General features: G+C 76.8%; 11 protein-coding genes. 4 read left to right on the top strand and 7 right to left on the bottom strand.

Features of this window, described 5'->3' with window-relative positions; translation table 11 throughout:
• Positions 1 to 125: 125 nt before the first annotated feature.
• Positions 126 to 1,112 carry a hypothetical protein gene (locus O7599_RS14455; RefSeq protein ID WP_281622568.1) on the top strand — a complete coding sequence of 329 codons (987 nt, stop codon included), beginning with the start codon at positions 126 to 128 and terminating at the stop codon, positions 1,110 to 1,112.
• Positions 1,113 to 1,208: 96 nt separating this feature from the next.
• Here O7599_RS14455 and O7599_RS14460 read toward each other — a convergent pair whose 3' ends face one another.
• Positions 1,209 to 2,651: a DUF6350 family protein gene (locus O7599_RS14460; protein ID WP_281622569.1), complete on the bottom strand. Its 1,443-nt coding sequence runs from the start codon at positions 2,649 to 2,651 to the stop codon at positions 1,209 to 1,211.
• A gap of 76 nt (positions 2,652 to 2,727) precedes the next feature.
• Here O7599_RS14460 and O7599_RS14465 point away from each other — a divergent pair, with 76 nt between their 5' ends.
• On the top strand, positions 2,728 to 3,918 hold the full coding sequence (locus tag O7599_RS14465; RefSeq protein WP_281622570.1) for a hypothetical protein: 1,191 nt from the start codon (positions 2,728 to 2,730) through the stop codon (positions 3,916 to 3,918).
• 84 nt (positions 3,919 to 4,002) lie between these two features.
• On the opposite strand, the gene sucD is transcribed toward O7599_RS14465, so the two are convergent.
• The 5 genes from sucD to O7599_RS14490 all read right to left on the bottom strand — a co-directional run bounded on the left by sucD (position 4,003) and on the right by O7599_RS14490 (position 11,855).
• Positions 4,003 to 4,887 (bottom strand): succinate--CoA ligase subunit alpha, encoded by an 885-nt coding sequence (sucD, locus tag O7599_RS14470; protein ID WP_281622571.1) that lies wholly within the window; start codon positions 4,885 to 4,887, stop codon positions 4,003 to 4,005.
• Between the two features lie 55 nt (positions 4,888 to 4,942).
• Entirely contained in the window at positions 4,943 to 6,115 is a 1,173-nt protein-coding gene (sucC, locus tag O7599_RS14475) for an ADP-forming succinate--CoA ligase subunit beta (protein WP_281622572.1), read from the bottom strand.
• Between the two features lie 193 nt (positions 6,116 to 6,308).
• Positions 6,309 to 7,430, bottom strand: a complete 1,122-nt coding sequence (locus tag O7599_RS14480) for a VWA domain-containing protein (protein WP_281623385.1) — start codon at positions 7,428 to 7,430, stop codon at positions 6,309 to 6,311.
• Between the two features lie 314 nt (positions 7,431 to 7,744).
• Positions 7,745 to 10,522 (bottom strand): DUF5682 family protein, encoded by a 2,778-nt coding sequence (locus O7599_RS14485; protein ID WP_281623386.1) that lies wholly within the window; start codon positions 10,520 to 10,522, stop codon positions 7,745 to 7,747.
• A 160-nt stretch (positions 10,523 to 10,682) separates the two neighbouring features.
• The gene (locus tag O7599_RS14490; protein WP_281622573.1) at positions 10,683 to 11,855 is read right to left on the bottom strand and encodes an AAA family ATPase; all 1,173 of its coding nucleotides are present in this window, start codon (positions 11,853 to 11,855) and stop codon (positions 10,683 to 10,685) included.
• 147 nt (positions 11,856 to 12,002) lie between these two features.
• On the opposite strand from O7599_RS14490, the gene O7599_RS14495 reads away from it, so the two are divergent.
• Positions 12,003 to 13,466 carry an SWIM zinc finger family protein gene (locus tag O7599_RS14495; protein WP_281623387.1) on the top strand — a complete coding sequence of 488 codons (1,464 nt, stop codon included), beginning with the start codon at positions 12,003 to 12,005 and terminating at the stop codon, positions 13,464 to 13,466.
• Between the two features lie 55 nt (positions 13,467 to 13,521).
• The gene (locus tag O7599_RS14500; RefSeq protein ID WP_281622574.1) at positions 13,522 to 15,204 is read left to right on the top strand and encodes a DUF5691 domain-containing protein; all 1,683 of its coding nucleotides are present in this window, start codon (positions 13,522 to 13,524) and stop codon (positions 15,202 to 15,204) included.
• 95 nt (positions 15,205 to 15,299) lie between these two features.
• Here O7599_RS14500 and O7599_RS14505 read toward each other — a convergent pair whose 3' ends face one another.
• On the bottom strand, positions 15,300 to 15,713 hold the full coding sequence (locus O7599_RS14505) for a cobalamin B12-binding domain-containing protein (RefSeq protein WP_281622575.1): 414 nt from the start codon (positions 15,711 to 15,713) through the stop codon (positions 15,300 to 15,302).
• Positions 15,714 to 15,761 lie beyond the last annotated feature (48 nt).

Here is a 15,761-nt window from a genome sequence, read left to right on the forward strand (position 1 = left end):
GAGACGACGCCGTCCAGATGCAGCCGGACCGACGCCGCAGCGCGGCCCTCCGACGCCCCGTCCCCGCATCGGCCGGGGGCCCCTCGCAGTCCCGTGGGTGGTTTGGCGCGCCCCGGTACGCGCTCGTGCCCGGACAGGGCGGCGTCGCGTACCGCGACTCCCGGCCGCCGTCGGACGCCCAGGCGCCGGCGCCGCCGCCGGAGGGCGGCGGGCAGGGGCCGCAGGGCACGCCGCCGCAGGGGCCGCCGCAGGCCCCTCCGCCGCAGGGGCCGCACGGTGACGGCGGTCAAGGAGGTCAAGGCGGGCAGGGCGGTCAGGGCGGTCAGGGCGGTCAGCACGACGGCGGGCAGGGCGGCGGCGGGCAGGGTGGCCAGGGTGGCGGCCAGGGCAACGGGCAGGGCAACGGGCAGAACGGCGGTCAGGACCAGCCGCCGCCCCCGTGGGGCAACCAGTGGAGCAGCCACCAGCCGCCCCCCGGGCACGGCAGTTGGGGCGGCGGCGACCCGGGCCAGCCGGGCCAGGGCGGACCGGGCGGCCCGCAGGGACCGGGCCCCGAGGGCTCCGGCGACGGTTCGGGGCCGGGCCGCGACAACGGCCGGGACAACGGCCGCGGCAACGGCAACGGCGACGGACCGGGCAGGAACCTGCGCTGGGACCCGACCGACCCGGTACAGCGCCGCGCCCGGTACGCGCTGCTCGCCGGCATGTGGGGCTTCTTCTTCGCCCTGTTCAACTGGTGGCCGCTGGCGCTGCTGCTCGGCGCGCTCGCCCTCTACTGGGGCATCGACGCGCTCCGCGGCAAGCCCGGCACGCAGGCCGGCGCGGCGGCCGGCAACGGCCGCGGCGGCGGCGGCGCCAACGTCAGCGGTACCGACGCCTTCGGCCAGCCCGTCCAGCGCCAGGGGAAGGGCGGCCGTCCGCACACCACGGCGGCGATCGTCGGCATCGTGACGGCGGGCATCACGCTGTCCATCGTGCTCATCGGCTTCTCGGTGCAGATCGCCTACCGCGACTACTTCAACTGCCGCAGCGACGCGCTCACCGAGGCGTCGAAGGACCACTGCAGCAACGAACTGCCCAAGCCCCTGCGGACGTTCTTCGAGCGCGACTGAGGGCGCGCCCGGCAGACCGGTCGGGTACGTGCCCGGGCGCCCCGCCGCGGCGCGCCCGGGCACGGTGCGCGGGACGCCGGTTCCCGTCGTACGGCGTCAGTCGCCGCCCGGCTCCTCCTCCCAGGCCTCCCACTCCTCCCCCAGCCGCGAACGCGGCTCCCACAGCGGCCAGCCCTGCCGCCCCCACGTCCACCGCCGCGCCCGGACGCGCCCCCGGGGCGCCGCCACGGACACCGGCGCCGACACGGACGCCGGCAGCGGTGGCGCGCCGCGCAGCCGGAAGGCCCGTACGATGAGCGCCACCGGCGCCCCGACCACCGCCGTCCACACCACCGCGGCACCGCCGGCCTGCCACCACACCGGGCCGAAGGCCGTCAGCGTCCGGGTGCCGAGCGGCCCGCCGGCGAGCCACGCCACCGCCGCCGTGCCCGCGCCGCAGACGAGCGCCGCCAGCGCCGTCACGTACACCGTGGGCCACCACCGAAAGCTCCGCTCCCGCTCCCGCGCCACCGGCACCGCGGCCCGCCCCGCGACGCACCCGACGACGATCCCGGCCGCCGCGGGCACCGCCGCGGCAGCCCAGGTCAGCGGCCCGCCGGGCCCCTCCCCCGGCACCGCGGCGAGCAGCGGGAAGACAGGCTGCACGGGGTAGTCGGCGGCGCCCAGCGGCGTCACCGCGCTGCCGGCCCCGACGGCGAAGCCGGGCCCGAGCCCGTACGCCGCCGCCCACATCGCCGCGTTCGGCAGCAGAGCGAGGGCGAGGAGGAACACGCCGAACCGGCCGGAGACCGTCGTGGACAGGGAGAGGAAGTGCTCCTCCGCGACGGCGGCGTGCGTGACCAGGGCGACCCCGCACAGCAGCGCGCCGCCGCCGAGCAGCGCGACGACCCCCGCCGCGCCGGCCCGCGCGGCGGCCTCCGCGCGCGGCGCCGCGCCGGCCCGGGCGTCGGGCGCGCCCGGGAACCGGCTGCGGGGCAGCAGCACGGCGGGGGTGCCGGCCGCGGACCACACCCCGGCGGCGGTGGCCGCCGCCACCGTCAGCGGCACCACGACCGCGACGTTGAGCGGCGCGGCGTACAGCGGCCCTGCCAGGGCGTACCCGGTGACCACGGCGGCGACGGCGAGGTAGCCGCACGCCACCCACGCCCCGGTGACCACCGGCGTGAGCTGCGACCGGCCGTCCTGCGAGGTGAGCGCGTCCCGCGCGCCGCGGTGCAGGAGCACGACGGGCAGCGCCGTGAGCAGCAGCGGCGTGAGCCCGACGGGGGCGGCCGCGCCGGTGCGGGTCTCGGTGCGGACGAGATCGGCGCCGTGGCCGAGGAGCCACAGGTCGGCGGCGACGTGCAGGGCGCCGCCCGGGCCGCTGTCGGGGTACGGGGACGTGATCCACAGCAGCAGCACGAGCACGGCGAGAAGGCCGAGGCCGAGGCCGGCGGCGAGGAACCCGCCGGCCAGCGCGGCGACGACGGCGGCGGCGCGGGCGCCCTGTGCCCGGTGCCGGGGCGACAACGAGGGGGCGAGGTCGGTCAATTGACTCACGGCCGCCATGCTGCCAAATACACCCGTTTCGCCCCGGTAACGAGCGTTTGCCCGTCGTGTTGGCCACGATGGTGCTATGGACCCTGACATATCGCCGCCGTCCGTGCCGCTCGGGCCGCGCGAGCGGCGCCGGAGGCGGCGGGGGCGGGGGCGGACGTCCGAGCCGGACGACACGGAGGAGATCCCGGTCGTCAGCGCGGCCGGGGCGGGGGTCGGGGGCGGGGCGGGCCCCGGGACCGGCGCGTACGGGCTGGGGCCGGCCGGCGGGGCGCCCCGGAACAGGGCCGCCGCGGGCCGGGCGCACCGGGTCGGAGCGTACGGGAACAGGGCGTACCGCGCCGGGCGGCGGGCCGCCGCCGCGCGGCGCTGCGCGTCGGCCGCCGGGACCACCGCCGCCGCCGCGGAGGCCGCGTACGACGCGCTCTACCAGCGGTGCGCCGCCGACGTCACCCGGCACACGTACCTGCTCACCGGCGATCACGCCCTGACCCGCGAGGCCGTCGAGCACGCCTTCCACCTGGCGTGGGAGCGGTGGCCCGAGGTGGCGTCCGACCGGGACCCGCCGGGGTGGCTGCGCGCGGCGGCGTTCGCGTACGTGCAGGAGCCCTGGGAGTGGCTGCGCGCCCGGTGGCGCCGGCGCGCGCGCCGGGCGGAGGAGCCGGGCGGGGACGAGGCGTCCGGCGGAGCCGGGACGCGCGGCGGGGACGAGGCGTGCGGCGCTGAGGAGGACCGGCGGGTGTTCGCAGCGCTGCGCGCGCTGCCGGAGTCGTACCGCAGCGCCGTCGTCGTCTACGACGTCGTCGGGCTCGACCTGCCCGAGGCCGCCGCCGAGCTGGAGGCCAGCACCCTGGCCGCCGCCGGGCGGCTCACGCACGCGCACGAGGCGCTGGCCGACGCCGTGCCCGAGCTGCGCGCGCTGCCGCCGCGCGAGCGGGCCGAGGAGCTGCGCGCCCGGCTGCGGCGGTTCGCCGCCGCCCAGCCGATACGCACCCTCCCCCCGGGCGCCGCCCGCCACCGCAGCGAGCGCCGTACGGACCGGCAGTTGCGCCGCTACGCCCTGCTGGGCGCGGCGATCTTCCTCGTCGCCGCGGTCGTCAGCGTCCTGGGTGCCTTCGAGACCCGCGACAGGGCCACGTCACCGGCGCCCCCGTGGCTGACCGGCCGGACCCTCTGGCCGGCGACCCCGGGCCGCGACACGCCGCGGCCGGCAGCCGGAACCACACGTCCGGGCCACCCGCCCGCGGCGCACGAGGTTGACGCCCGCTGACCCCGCGCACGCCGGAGCGGACCCGCCCCCGAGGGGCAGGCCCGCTCCCGTTGCGTCACAGAGCCCTGCGCGGCGGAACCCGCGTCAGCCCGCCAGCACCTCGCGGGCCAGCCGCGCCGTCTCCGACGGCGTCTTGCCGACCTTCACGCCCGCGGCCTCCAGCGCCTCCTTCTTGGCCTGGGCCGTGCCCGAGGAGCCGGAGACGATGGCGCCGGCGTGGCCCATCGTCTTGCCCTCGGGGGCGGTGAAGCCGGCGACGTAGCCGACGACCGGCTTGGTCACGTGGGCCTTGATGTAGTCCGCGGCCCGCTCCTCGGCGTCGCCGCCGATCTCGCCGATCATCACGATCAGGTCGGTGTCGGGGTCGGCCTCGAAGGCTTCGAGCGCGTCGATGTGGGTGGTGCCGATCACCGGGTCGCCGCCGATGCCGACGCAGGTGGAGAAGCCGATGTCACGCAGCTCGTACATCATCTGGTACGTCAGCGTGCCGGACTTCGACACCAGGCCGATCCGCCCGGGCTTGGTGATGTCCGCGGGGATGATGCCGGCGTTGGACTGGCCGGGGGTGATCAGGCCCGGGCAGTTGGGGCCGATGATGCGCGTCTTGTTGCCCTTCGCGCCCGCGTACGCCCAGAAGGCGGCGGTGTCGTGGACCGCGATGCCCTCGGTGATGACCACCGCGAGCGGGATCTCGGCGTCGATGGCCTCGATCACGGCGGACTTGGTGAACTTCTCCGGCACGAAGATGACGGTGACGTCCGCGCCCGTGGTGTCGATCGCGTCCTGGACCGACCCGAACACCGGGACCTCCGTGCCGTCGAAGTCGACCTTCTGGCCGGCCTTGCGGGGGTTGACCCCGCCGACGACGTTGGCGCCGGACTTGAGCATCCGCCGCGTGTGCTTCTGGCCCTCCGAGCCGGTCATGCCCTGGACGATGACCTTGGAGTCCTTGGTGAGGAAGATAGCCATGGTTTTCTTCTGTCCTCTGTCCTGTCTGCGTTCTGCGGTCGGCTCTCGTCCCGGGTTACTTGGCGGCCAGCTCGGCGGCGCGGTCGGCGGCGCCGTCCATCGTGTCCACCTGCTCGACGAGCGGGTGGTTCGCGTCGCTGAGGATCTTGCGGCCCAGCTCGGCGTTGTTGCCGTCGAGCCGTACGACCAGCGGCTTCGTGACGTCCTCGCCCTTGGTCCTGAGCAGCTCCAGGGCCTGCACGATGCCGTTGGCGACCGCGTCGCACGCGGTGATGCCGCCGAAGACGTTGACGAAGACGGCGCGGACGTCCGGGTCGCCGAGGATGATCTCCAGGCCGTTGGCCATGACGTCGGCGGAGGCGCCGCCGCCGATGTCGAGGAAGTTGGCGGGCTTGACGCCCTTGTGCTTCTCGCCCGCGTACGCGACGACGTCGAGGGTGGACATGACCAGACCCGCGCCGTTGCCGATGATGCCGACCTGGCCGTCGAGCTTCACGTAGTTGAGGCTCTTGGCCTTGGCGGCGGCCTCCAGCGGGTTGGCGGCGGCCTTGTCCTCGAACGCGACGTGGTCGGGCTGGCGGAACTCGGCGTTCGCGTCCAGCGACACCTTGCCGTCGAGCGCCAGGACGGTGCCGTCGGCGGTCTTGACCAGCGGGTTGACCTCGACCAGGAGGGCGTCCTCCCTGATGAAGACCGTCCACAGCGTCTGCAGGACCTGGACGACCTGGTCGGCGATCTCGGCGGGGAAGCGGGCGGCCTCGACGATCTCGCGGGCCTTGGCCTCGGTCACGCCCTCGTTCGCGTCCACGGGGACCTTGGCCAGCGCCTCCGGCTTGGTGGCCGCGACCTCCTCGATGTCCATGCCGCCCTCGACGGACGCCATGGCGAGGAAGGTGCGGTTGGCGCGGTCGAGCAGGTACGACACGTAGTACTCGTCGGCGATGTCCGCGGTCTGGGCGAGCATCACCTTGTGGACCGTGTGGCCCTTGATGTCCATGCCCAGAATCTGGCCGGCCTTCACGACGGCGTCGTCCGGGTCGGAGGCGAGCTTCACGCCGCCCGCCTTGCCCCGGCCGCCGGTCTTGACCTGGGCCTTGACGACGGCGCGACCGCCGAGCTCCGCGGTCACCTGGCGCGCCGCCTCGGGCGTGTCGATGACTTCGCCGGCCAGCACCGGTACACCATGCTTGGCGAAGAGATCCCTCGCCTGGTACTCGAACAGATCCACGCGCGTCCGTCCCTTGTGATTCAGTCGTGTCGCGTTGTAATGGCAGGGTCGCCTTGCAGGTTAGCCCTGCCTGACAGCCCGGCCTAAATCCGGGGTCACACCGGCGCGGTGAGAACGGTCACAAGTGCGGTTCCGGGTGTGAGCGGGTACGGAGGGGGCAGGCGAGACCGCCCTCACGTGCCGCGGGAGGCTCTCACGTGGCCGCGGGAACCGGCAGCGGGCGGCCCTCCAGTGCCGCCGCCATCACCTCCGGGAACAGCTCCGGTGTGCAGGCGAACGCGGGCGCGCCGAGGGCGGCGAGCGCGGCGGCGTGATCGCGGTCGTACGCGGGCGCGCCCTCGTCGGAGAGCGCGAGCAGCGCGACGAACCGGACGCCGGACGCCTGCATCGCGGCGACCCGCTTCAGCATCTCCCGGCGTATGCCGCCCTCGTACAGGTCGCTGATGAGCACGACCACGGTGTCCGCGGGGCGGGTGATGCGCTGCTGGCAGTACGCGAGCGCCCTGTTGATGTCCGTACCGCCGCCGAGCTGGGTGCCGAAGAGCACGTCGACGGGGTCGCTGAGCTGGTCGGTGAGGTCCACGACGGCGGTGTCGAAGGCGACGAGGCGGGTGGCGAGGGAGCGCATGGAGGCGAGGACGGCGCCGAAGACGGAGGCGTAGACGACGGAGGCGGCCATGGAGCCGGACTGGTCGATGGCGAGGACGACCTCCTTGCGGACGGAGCGGGCGGCGCGCGCGTAACCGACGAGGCGCTCGGGGACGACGGTGCGGTGCTCGGGGACGTAGTGCTTGAGGTTGGCGCGGATGGTGCGGTCCCAGTCGATGTCGCGGTGCCGGGGCCGCTGCACGCGGGCGGCGCGGTCGAGGGCGCCGGTGAGGGTGGCGCGGGTGCGGGCGGCGAGCTTGCGCTCCAGGTCGTCGGTGACCTGGCGGACGACGGTGCGGGCGGTCTCGCGGGCCTCGTCGGGCATGGCCTTGGCGAGGGAGAGCAGCGTGCCGACGAGGTGCACGTCGGGCTCGACCGCGGCGAGCACCTCGGGCTCCAGGAGGAGCGAGGCGATGCCGAGCCGGTCGATGGCGTCGCGCTGCATGACCTGGACGACGGGGGTCGGGAAGTACGTCCGCACGTCACCGAGCCACCGGGCCACCTGCGGCGCGGACCCCCCGAGCCCGGCCTGCCGCCGGCTGCCGCGCCCGGACTGGTCGGGCCCGGGCCCGCCGTAGAGAGCGGACAGCACGCGGTCCATGCCCGCGTCGTCCCCGCCCAGCGCGGCCCCGGTCCCGTCCCCGCCCCCTTCGCCCCCGAGGACCAGCCGCCACCGCCGAAGCCGCTCCCCTCCGGGGGCGGCGGGTGCGGGTGCGCCCTGCGCGGGGTCGAGGACGGAAGCGGCGGGTGCGGGGGCGGAGTCGGCAGGGGCGGGGGTGAGGTCGACGGGGTCGGCGGGTGCGGAGTCGGCGTCGGCGGGGACGGAGTCAGCCCGGGCGGGTGCGGAGACCGAGTCGGCAGGTGCGGAGACGGCGTCGGCGGGGGTGGGCACGCGGGGCTCCTTGGGTGGGGAGGGGGGTCCGGGCGGCGAACCCGCGGCGGGGTTGGGCCCGTTGAGATCGGCGGGGTCGGGGTGTCGGGTCACGGTTGTCCCTCCTCCGTGCCGAGCAGGGCGCGGAGGGTGGGCAGCACCGCGGCGGCGCGGGCGGCGTCGATCTCGTCGGCGAAGCCGGGAAGGCCCTCCGACTCCGCCGGGCCCGCCGCGGAGGCGCCCCGGCGTACCAGCTCGCCGAGGGCGCGCCGGGCCCCCGGCTCGTACTCGGCGAACGTCCGCCGCAGCAGCGGCAGCACGTCCGTGAAGGCGTCGCCGGACAGCCCGGTCAGCCAGCCGTCGACGAGCGCGAGCAGCCGCTCGTCGTGGACGAGGAGCATGCCGCCGTCGCCGCCGAGGAAGCCCTCGACCCACACGGCGGCGTCCGCGGGCGGCACGGCGTGCGACAGGGCCAGGCCCATGACCCGCTCCGCCTCGGCGGCCGGCATCCGGCCCTCGTCGAGGAGCAGCCGCACGGCCCGGCCCCGGATGAGCCCGGGTACGGCGTCCCGGCTCCCGAGCACCCGCAACGCACCGGCCCACCGCCCCCGCACCGAACCGGCGTCGCCCGGAGCCGCACCGCCGCGGCGGCGGGGCCCGGCACTGCCCTCCTCGGACCGGCCGGCCTCCCCGCGCCCGCCGTCATCCGCGGCGGCATCCTCGGACCTTGCGTCGCCGGCACCCGCCCCGGCCGCCGCGGCGGCATCCTGCCCGGGCTGCGCCGGGTCTTCATCGACCCCCGTGTCCGTGGCGGGCGCGCCCGGGATCCGCCCACGGACCCCACCGCCCTCGGCGCCGCGACGTCCGTGACCGTCCACCGGCGCACCGGGCGTCGCCGCGCCGCCCTCGCTCGCGGCGTCCGGCTGGTCCGCCCCCGGCGGTGAGGCGTCCAGCAGGGCCACCGCGCCGTGCACCGCGTCGACGTGCGTGCGCATCTCCTGTGCGCCGTCCGCGTCGAGCCCCACGCACGCGCCCGGAAGGCCGACGAAGATCCGGTCGGCCAGGCCCGTGGCGACGTCCGCGAGCGCCGTGGTCTGCGTGCCGCGCACGTCGCCGTAGCGGACCGAACGGGCCAGCGCCGGGAGGGCCTGGGCCAGGTGGCCGACGTCCGTGTCGAGCGCGGCCCGGTCGGCGAGCGCCCGCATGGCGACCGGCAGGGCGTCGGTCAGCTCGGCGAGCAGGCACTGCTCGGCCAGCGCCGTCACCTCCGCCAGCGAACCGGCCTGCGCCGCCTCGTACTCGGCCTTCGCGGTGGCCGCCGCGACCACCGTCGTGCCCCAGAGCGCCGCCTCCACCACCCGTACGGACAGATCCGGCTCCCACCGCAGGCTCCACGTCTCGCGGAACGTGCCGGTGCTCGCCCGGGACGCCGCGGGCACGCCCCAGTCGACGCCGAGCAGCCGCAGCCGGTGCAGCAGGCGGCTGCGCCCCGCGTCGGTCTCCTTGCGCAGGTCGAGCTGGAGCTCGCGCTCCTCGGCCGCCGGCTTGAGCCGCAACGCCCGCTGCGTACGCGCCAGATCGCGCTGCAGCGGCACGGCGGGCGCCGACTCCGGCACCTCGCCGAGCGCGTCGCCCACGACGAGCCGGTCGGCGACGAGCGCCAGCGGCACTTCGGAGCCGTCGCACATCACGGCCCGTACGGCATCCAGCGTCTCGGCGAGCCCGGCGAGCGGGCGGCCCCGCATCGCGGCCAGCGCGGTGGTGAGCCGCACGGCCTCGATGACGTGCGCCGACGAGACGGTCCTGCCCTCGGCGCGCAGCAGGTCGGCGACCTTGATCAACCAGCGCTCGACGGGCCGGTCCTGCACCTCGAAGAGATGCGCGTACCAGCCCGGAGAGTCGATACCCGCGCCGTAACCACTCCGCCGGGCCAGCCGCCGGTGCGTCCACGGCACCCACGCCACCTCGGTCCTGACCTTGGGCAGGCCCTTGAGCAGCCGGCGGTCGGCGGTGACCGTGGTGCGTTCCCGCAGCGCGGGCACGTGCCACGCGCCGCAGACCACGGCGACCCGCCCGTCGGCCTCGCGCCGCGCCTCACGCAGCCGCAGCCGCATGTGCGCTTCGCGCACCAGGTCGCGGTCGTGGCCGCCGTCGCCGTACCGCTCGCGCAGCGCGCCCATCGCCTCCCCCAGCGCGACGAACGGCGCGGCGACGTCACCGCCGGTGCCGGGCGGGCCGGCCGTCCCGCCCGCGGCGGGCTCGGCCCCGCGCGGCATGCGGTGCTCGACCGCGTCCTCCCACCACCTCTCCGGGTCGTCGTAACCGGCGGCCCCGGCGAGGACCGCGAGCGGATCGATGCGCAGTGCCTCGGGGTCGAGCGCCGCCCGCTCCTCTCCCCCGGCCGAGCCTGCGTCAGTGTCTGCATCCGTGTCTGCGTCAGCATCTGGGTCTGCGTCTGCGGTGCCGGGCGTCCCCTCCTCCGCCCCCGGCCCGCCCGGGGCCGGTCGGCCCGCCTCGGCCATCGCGAGGGTGTGGGCGGCGGGGAGGTCGATGAAGCGGACCGGGACGCCGTGGCCCAGCGCCCAGCGGATCGCGACCCACTCCGGCGAGAAGTGCGCCAGCGGCCAGAACCCCGCCCGCGCGGGCTCGTCCACGGCGTGGGCCAGCAGCGCGACGGGCGGCCGCATGTCCTCCTCGCCGGCCAGGCCGACGATCGCGTCCGCCTCCGGCGGGCCCTCGACGAGCACGACCCGGGGCCGGTACGCGTCCAGCGCCGCCGCCACCCCGCGCGCGGAGCCCGGGCCGTGGTGCCGCACGCCGAGCAGCAACGGCTCGACGGCCGGCGCCCCCGCCGCGGCGCCCCGCCGCCCCTCCTCCTCACCGACCACGACCCGCTCCCCCTCCACGACCCCGGCTCTCCCGCCCACGCGCTCCGCCCCTCCTCCGGCCGCGCCTTCTCCTCTTTCCTTTACGTCCCGCGCCCCCACGGCCCCTCCGGCTTCCCGTTCCGCCGCCCGCACCCCGCTGTCCCCGCCGGCCCGGGGCCGGTCACGCCGTGATCTCGCGGCACGCGCGGTAGAGGTCCTTCCAGCCGTCGCGCTCGCGCACGACGGTCTCCAGATACTCCTGCCACACCACGCCGTCGGCCGCCGGATCGCGGACCACCGCGCTCTGGATGCCCGCCGCCACGTCGCTCGCGCGCAGCACCCCGTCGCCGAAGTGCGCCGCCAGCGCCAGGCCGCCGGTGACCACGGATATCGCCTCCGCCGTCGACAGCGTCCCGGACGGGGACTTCACCTTCGTCCGGCCGTCGGCCGTCTCCCCGTCGCGCAGCTCGCGGAAGACCGTGACGACCCGGCGGATCTCGTCGACCGCCTCCGGCACCGGCGGGAGCCGGAGCGAGGCGCCGATCTGCGCGACGCGCTGCGTGACGATGCCGACCTCGTCCTCGGCGGACGCGGGCAGCGGCAGCACCACCGTGTTGAAGCGGCGGCGCAGGGCACTCGACAGCTCGTTGATCCCGCGGTCGCGGTCGTTGGCCGTCGCGATGACGTTGAACCCCCGGACCGCCTGGACCTCTTCGCCGAGTTCGGCGATCGGCAGGGTCTTCTCCGACAGGATCGTGATGAGCGAGTCCTGCACGTCGGCCGGGATACGGGTCAGCTCCTCGACCCGCGCCGTCATGCCCTCCGCCATCGCCCGCATCACCGGGCTGGGCACCAGCGCCTCCCGGCTGGGTCCTGCCGCGAGCAACTGCGCGTAGTTCCACCCGTAGCGGATCGCCTCCTCCGGCGTGCCCGCCGTCCCCTGCACCAGCAGCGTGGAATCGCCGCTGACGGCGGCGGCCAGGTGCTCCGAGACCCAGGTCTTCGCGGTGCCGGGGACGCCGAGGAGCAGCAGCGCCCGGTCCGTCGCCAGCGTCGCGACCGCGACCTCCACGATCCGGCGCGGGCCGACGTACTTCGGCGTGACGACCGTGCCGTCCGGGAGCGTGCCGCCCAGCAGATACGTGGACACCGCCCACGGCGACAGCCGCCAGCGCGGCGGCCGGGGACGCTCGTCCGCGGCGGCGAGGGCCGCCAGTTCATGCGCGAAGGCGTCCTCGGCGTGCGGCCGCAGCGCGGTGTCCCCGGCCGCGGACTCCCCGGCCGCGGACTCCGCGGACGGCCCCGCCTCGCCGCCGTCCCCGATGGCCGCGCCTGCCCCTGTCGTGGTCGTCATCGTCCCCTCCTCGCCGACTCGGTCGCAGCCGCCGCCCGCTGTCGCCGCGGTGACTGCGGAACCCACCTTGCCGCACGGCACTGACACCGTCCCCGAGCCTGTGGATATCGCAGGTCGGAGCCGTTGTCAGTGGCGGCCCGTAGCGTCGTGGGCATGGAGGGGCAGAGCGAGCGGTGGACCGTGGACCAGGTGTGGGGGCTGGCGCCTGACGCCTCGTCACGCGCGGCGGGCGGCAAGCTCGCCGCGGCCGGGCCGTGGGCGGAGTCGGGGGCCGCGGGCGACGCGGTGTGGGGGCTGTGCCGCGGCAGCGGGAGCAGGCCGTATCAGACGGTGGTGGATCTGCAGGGTCCGGCGTACAAGTGCAGTTGCCCGAGCCGGAAGTTCCCGTGCAAGCACGCGCTGGGGCTGCTGCTGCGCTGGGCGGGAGGCGACGTTCCCGAGTCGCCGCGGGAGGCGTCCCGGGAGAAGGGGGCCGGCGAGGGGGTTCCGGAGTGGGCCGCCGAGTGGCTGGCGAGCCGCCGGGAGAAGGCGGAGCGGAAGGCCGCCGGGGAGCCGGCGGCGGAGCGGGCCCCGGATCCGGCGGCGGCGGCCGAGGCCCGGCGCCGTGCGGAGCAGCGGCGGCAGCGGATCGCCGCGGGCGCCGCGGAGTTGGAGCAGCGGCTGACGGACCTGCTGCGCGACGGGCTGGCGACGGCGCCGCGGGGTGCGGTGTGGGAGGAGACGGCGGCGCGGATGGTCGACGCGCAGGCGCCCGGGCTGGCGGCGCGGGTGCGCGAGTTGGGGGTGCTGCCGGCCTCGGGACCCGGGTGGCCGGCGCGGCTGCTCGCCGAGTGCAGCCTGATACACCTGCTGGACCAGGGCTTTCTGCGGCTGGACGAGCTGCCCGAGCCGCTGGCGGCCACCGTCCGCACGCGGGTGGGCCTCACGGTCGACGCCGCGGGGCTGCTGCGCGGCGGCACGCTGCGCGACGACTGGCTGGTGCTGGCCCAGGAGGACGCCGACGACGGCAAGTTGGTCACGCGCCGCATCTGGCTGCACGGCGCCCGTTCGCAGCGGATGGCGCTCCTGCTGGCGTACGGGGCGGCGGGCCGGGCGCCGGAGCAGTCGCTGCCGACGGGGCTGGCGCTGGACGCGGAGCTGGCGTATTACCCGGGCGCCCACCCGCTGCGCGCGGCGCTGGGCGCGGTCCACGCGGGCCCGCGGACCCCGCCGGGGGGCGAGCGGGCCGTGCCGCCGGGGGCCGGGGTCGCGGAGGTGGTCGCGGCGTACGGGGCGGCGCTGGCGGCGGACCCGTGGCTGGAGGGGATACCGGCGGTCCTCACGGACGTGGTCCCCGTGCCGGAAGAGGGTGACGAGGGCTGGCAGTTGGCCGAGCGGGCGGGCGACCGCGCGCTGCCGCTCCACCCGGCCGCGGGGCGCGGTCCGGGCGTGTGGCAGCTCCTCGCGGTGTCGGGGGGCGGCCCGGTCACGGTCTTCGGCGAGTTCGGCCACGCGGGCTTCCGCCCGCTGACGACGTGGTCCGCGGGCGCGGCCGTCCCGCTGACGGGCGCCGCCGCGGCCATGGCGGGGGCGCCGATCGCGGCGCCGAAGGGCGGGGGCACATGGCACTGACCACGCACACGAGCGTGGCCGGCGGCGCCGGGGTGACGGGTGAGGAGGGGGCCGTATGACGGTTGAGGTGCGGGGCTTCGCGGCGGACGCCGCCGGCGGCTGGGGGGACCTGGTGGCCGCGGCGGTGGTGGGGGCCGGGCGGCGGGGAGTCGACGAGGGGGCGCTGCTCGACGCCGCCGCCGCGGCCACCGTGCGGCGGCGGGCCGGGATCGTGCCCGGCCCGGCGCGGCGGCTGCCCGAGCCCGCCGGGCACGATCCGCGGCCCCGGCTGCCCGCCGCCGCCCGGCGGCGGCTCGCCGCGCTGCTCGCGGACCGCTCCGGCACCGGCGGCGGCAGCAGGCGCGGGCCCGCCCCCGACCTCGCCGAGCTGATTCCGGAGTGGCTGCGGCAGGCCGTCGAGTGCGGCTACCAGGCGCCGCCCGAGTTGCTGCCCGCGCTGCTCGACGCCGCCCGGGCCCGTATCGACCTGCGGCCCCACGCGCTGGCCCTCGCCGGGCCGCGCGGGCTGTGGCTCGCCGAGCGCGCGCCGCAGTGGGCGCCGCTGCTGCGCGACGGCGCGGCCGGGCCCGCGCTGCCGGACCCGCGCGACGCGGACGCCGTCCGCGCCCTGTGGGAGGAGGGGCCCCGGACCGGCGGGCCGGGGACAGGCCAGGTGCGCGGCGCGCTCTTCGCCGAGGTGCGCCGCGCCGATCCCGCGGGCGCCGTCGAGCTGCTGGTCTCGACGTGGTCCGCCGAGAAGGCAGAGGACCGGCTCGCGTTCGTGGAGCTGCTGCGCACGGGGCTGTCCCTCGCCGACGAGCCGTTCCTGGAAGACGCCCTGGCCGACCGCAGCCGCGGGGTACGGGCCGCGGCGGCCGAACTCCTCGCCGGGCTCCCCGGCTCCGCGCTGGCGGGGCGGATGGCCGCGCGGGTGCGGTCGCTGGTGGTGCTCGACCGCAGCGAGGAGCCACCGGTGATCGCGGTGGAGGCGCCGTACGAGTGCGACGCCGCCATGCAGCGGGACGGGGTGGTGGCCACGCCGCCGGCGGGCATGGGCGAACGGTCGTGGTGGTTCGGGCAGTTGGTCGCCGCGGCGCCGCTCGCCCTATGGCAGGCGGTCTTCGACGGCCGGACGCCGGAGGAGATCGTCGCGCTGCCCGTCGCCGACGGCTGGCGGTCCGACCTGCTCGCCGCCTGGAGCCGCGCCGCCGCCCGGCAGCACGACTCGGCCTGGGCCCGCGCCCTCCTCGGCGCCGCCCCGGCCTCGTCCCCGAACGAGCCGCCCGCCTTCACCGCCGGCCCGGCCGGCCCGTCGTCCGCCCCCGGCAGCGGCGAGCACATACCCGGGCGGGACCCCGCGCGGCTGCTCACCGCGCTGCCCGAGGGGGAACGGGCCGCGTGGGTCGCGGAGTTCATCTCCGCGCACGGGCTGTCCGAGGCGTTCCGCCTCCTCGGCGCCTGCGCCGTGCCGTGGCCGGAGGAACTGGGCCGGGCCGTGGTCGACGCCCTGGAGATCGCGCGGGACGGCGGCAGTTATCCGTGGAGCTTCAGCGGCGTGATGGGCCTCGCGGAGCGTTGCCTCGACCCCTCGTACGCCGTCCGCCTCGAACCGCTCGCCGCGATGCACGAGGAGGCGGAGGAGAGTTCGCCCGGCGCCGCCGGGTACTGGTCGGAGGCGTTCCAGCGGCTGGTGGCCACGCTGCGGATACGCGCCGCGATGCGCGACGAGCTGACCACGCCCGCCGCCCTGCGGCCCTGAGGGGGCGGCAGGAGTAAGGAGCCGTACCCGCCGGGCCGCCCGGGTCTGTGCCGCGGGCCGCCGCCGGGTTCGGGGAGGGAGTCAGGCGTACGCCCTCACGCGCCCGCCGGCTCCCGGACGTTCGTCCGCACCCACTCCACCACCTCGGTCGTCGCCGCGCCCGGGGTGAAGATCTCCGCGACACCCAGCCCCTTCAACTGCGGGATGTCGTCCTCCGGGATGATCCCGCCGCCGAACAGCTTGATGTCCAGCGCGTCCTGCTCCCGCAGCAGCTCCACGACCTTCCCGAAGAGCGTCATGTGCGCCCCGGAGAGGATGGACAGGCCGATCGCCTCGGCGTCCTCCTGGATCGCGGTGTCGACGATCTGCTCCGGCGTCTGGTGCAGGCCCGTGTAGATGACCTCCATACCGGCGTCGCGCAGCGCCCGCGCGATGACCTTGGCCCCGCGGTCGTGGCCGTCGAGTCCCGGCTTGGCCACCACCACGCGGATCGGACCGGTGCCACTCATCGCTGCCTCCATCGCGCCCTGCCGCGCGTCCGTTGAGTCCTTCGAGGG

The sequence above is a fragment of the Streptomyces sp. WMMC500 genome (assembly GCF_027497195.1).
Taxonomy (GTDB): domain Bacteria; phylum Actinomycetota; class Actinomycetes; order Streptomycetales; family Streptomycetaceae; genus Streptomyces.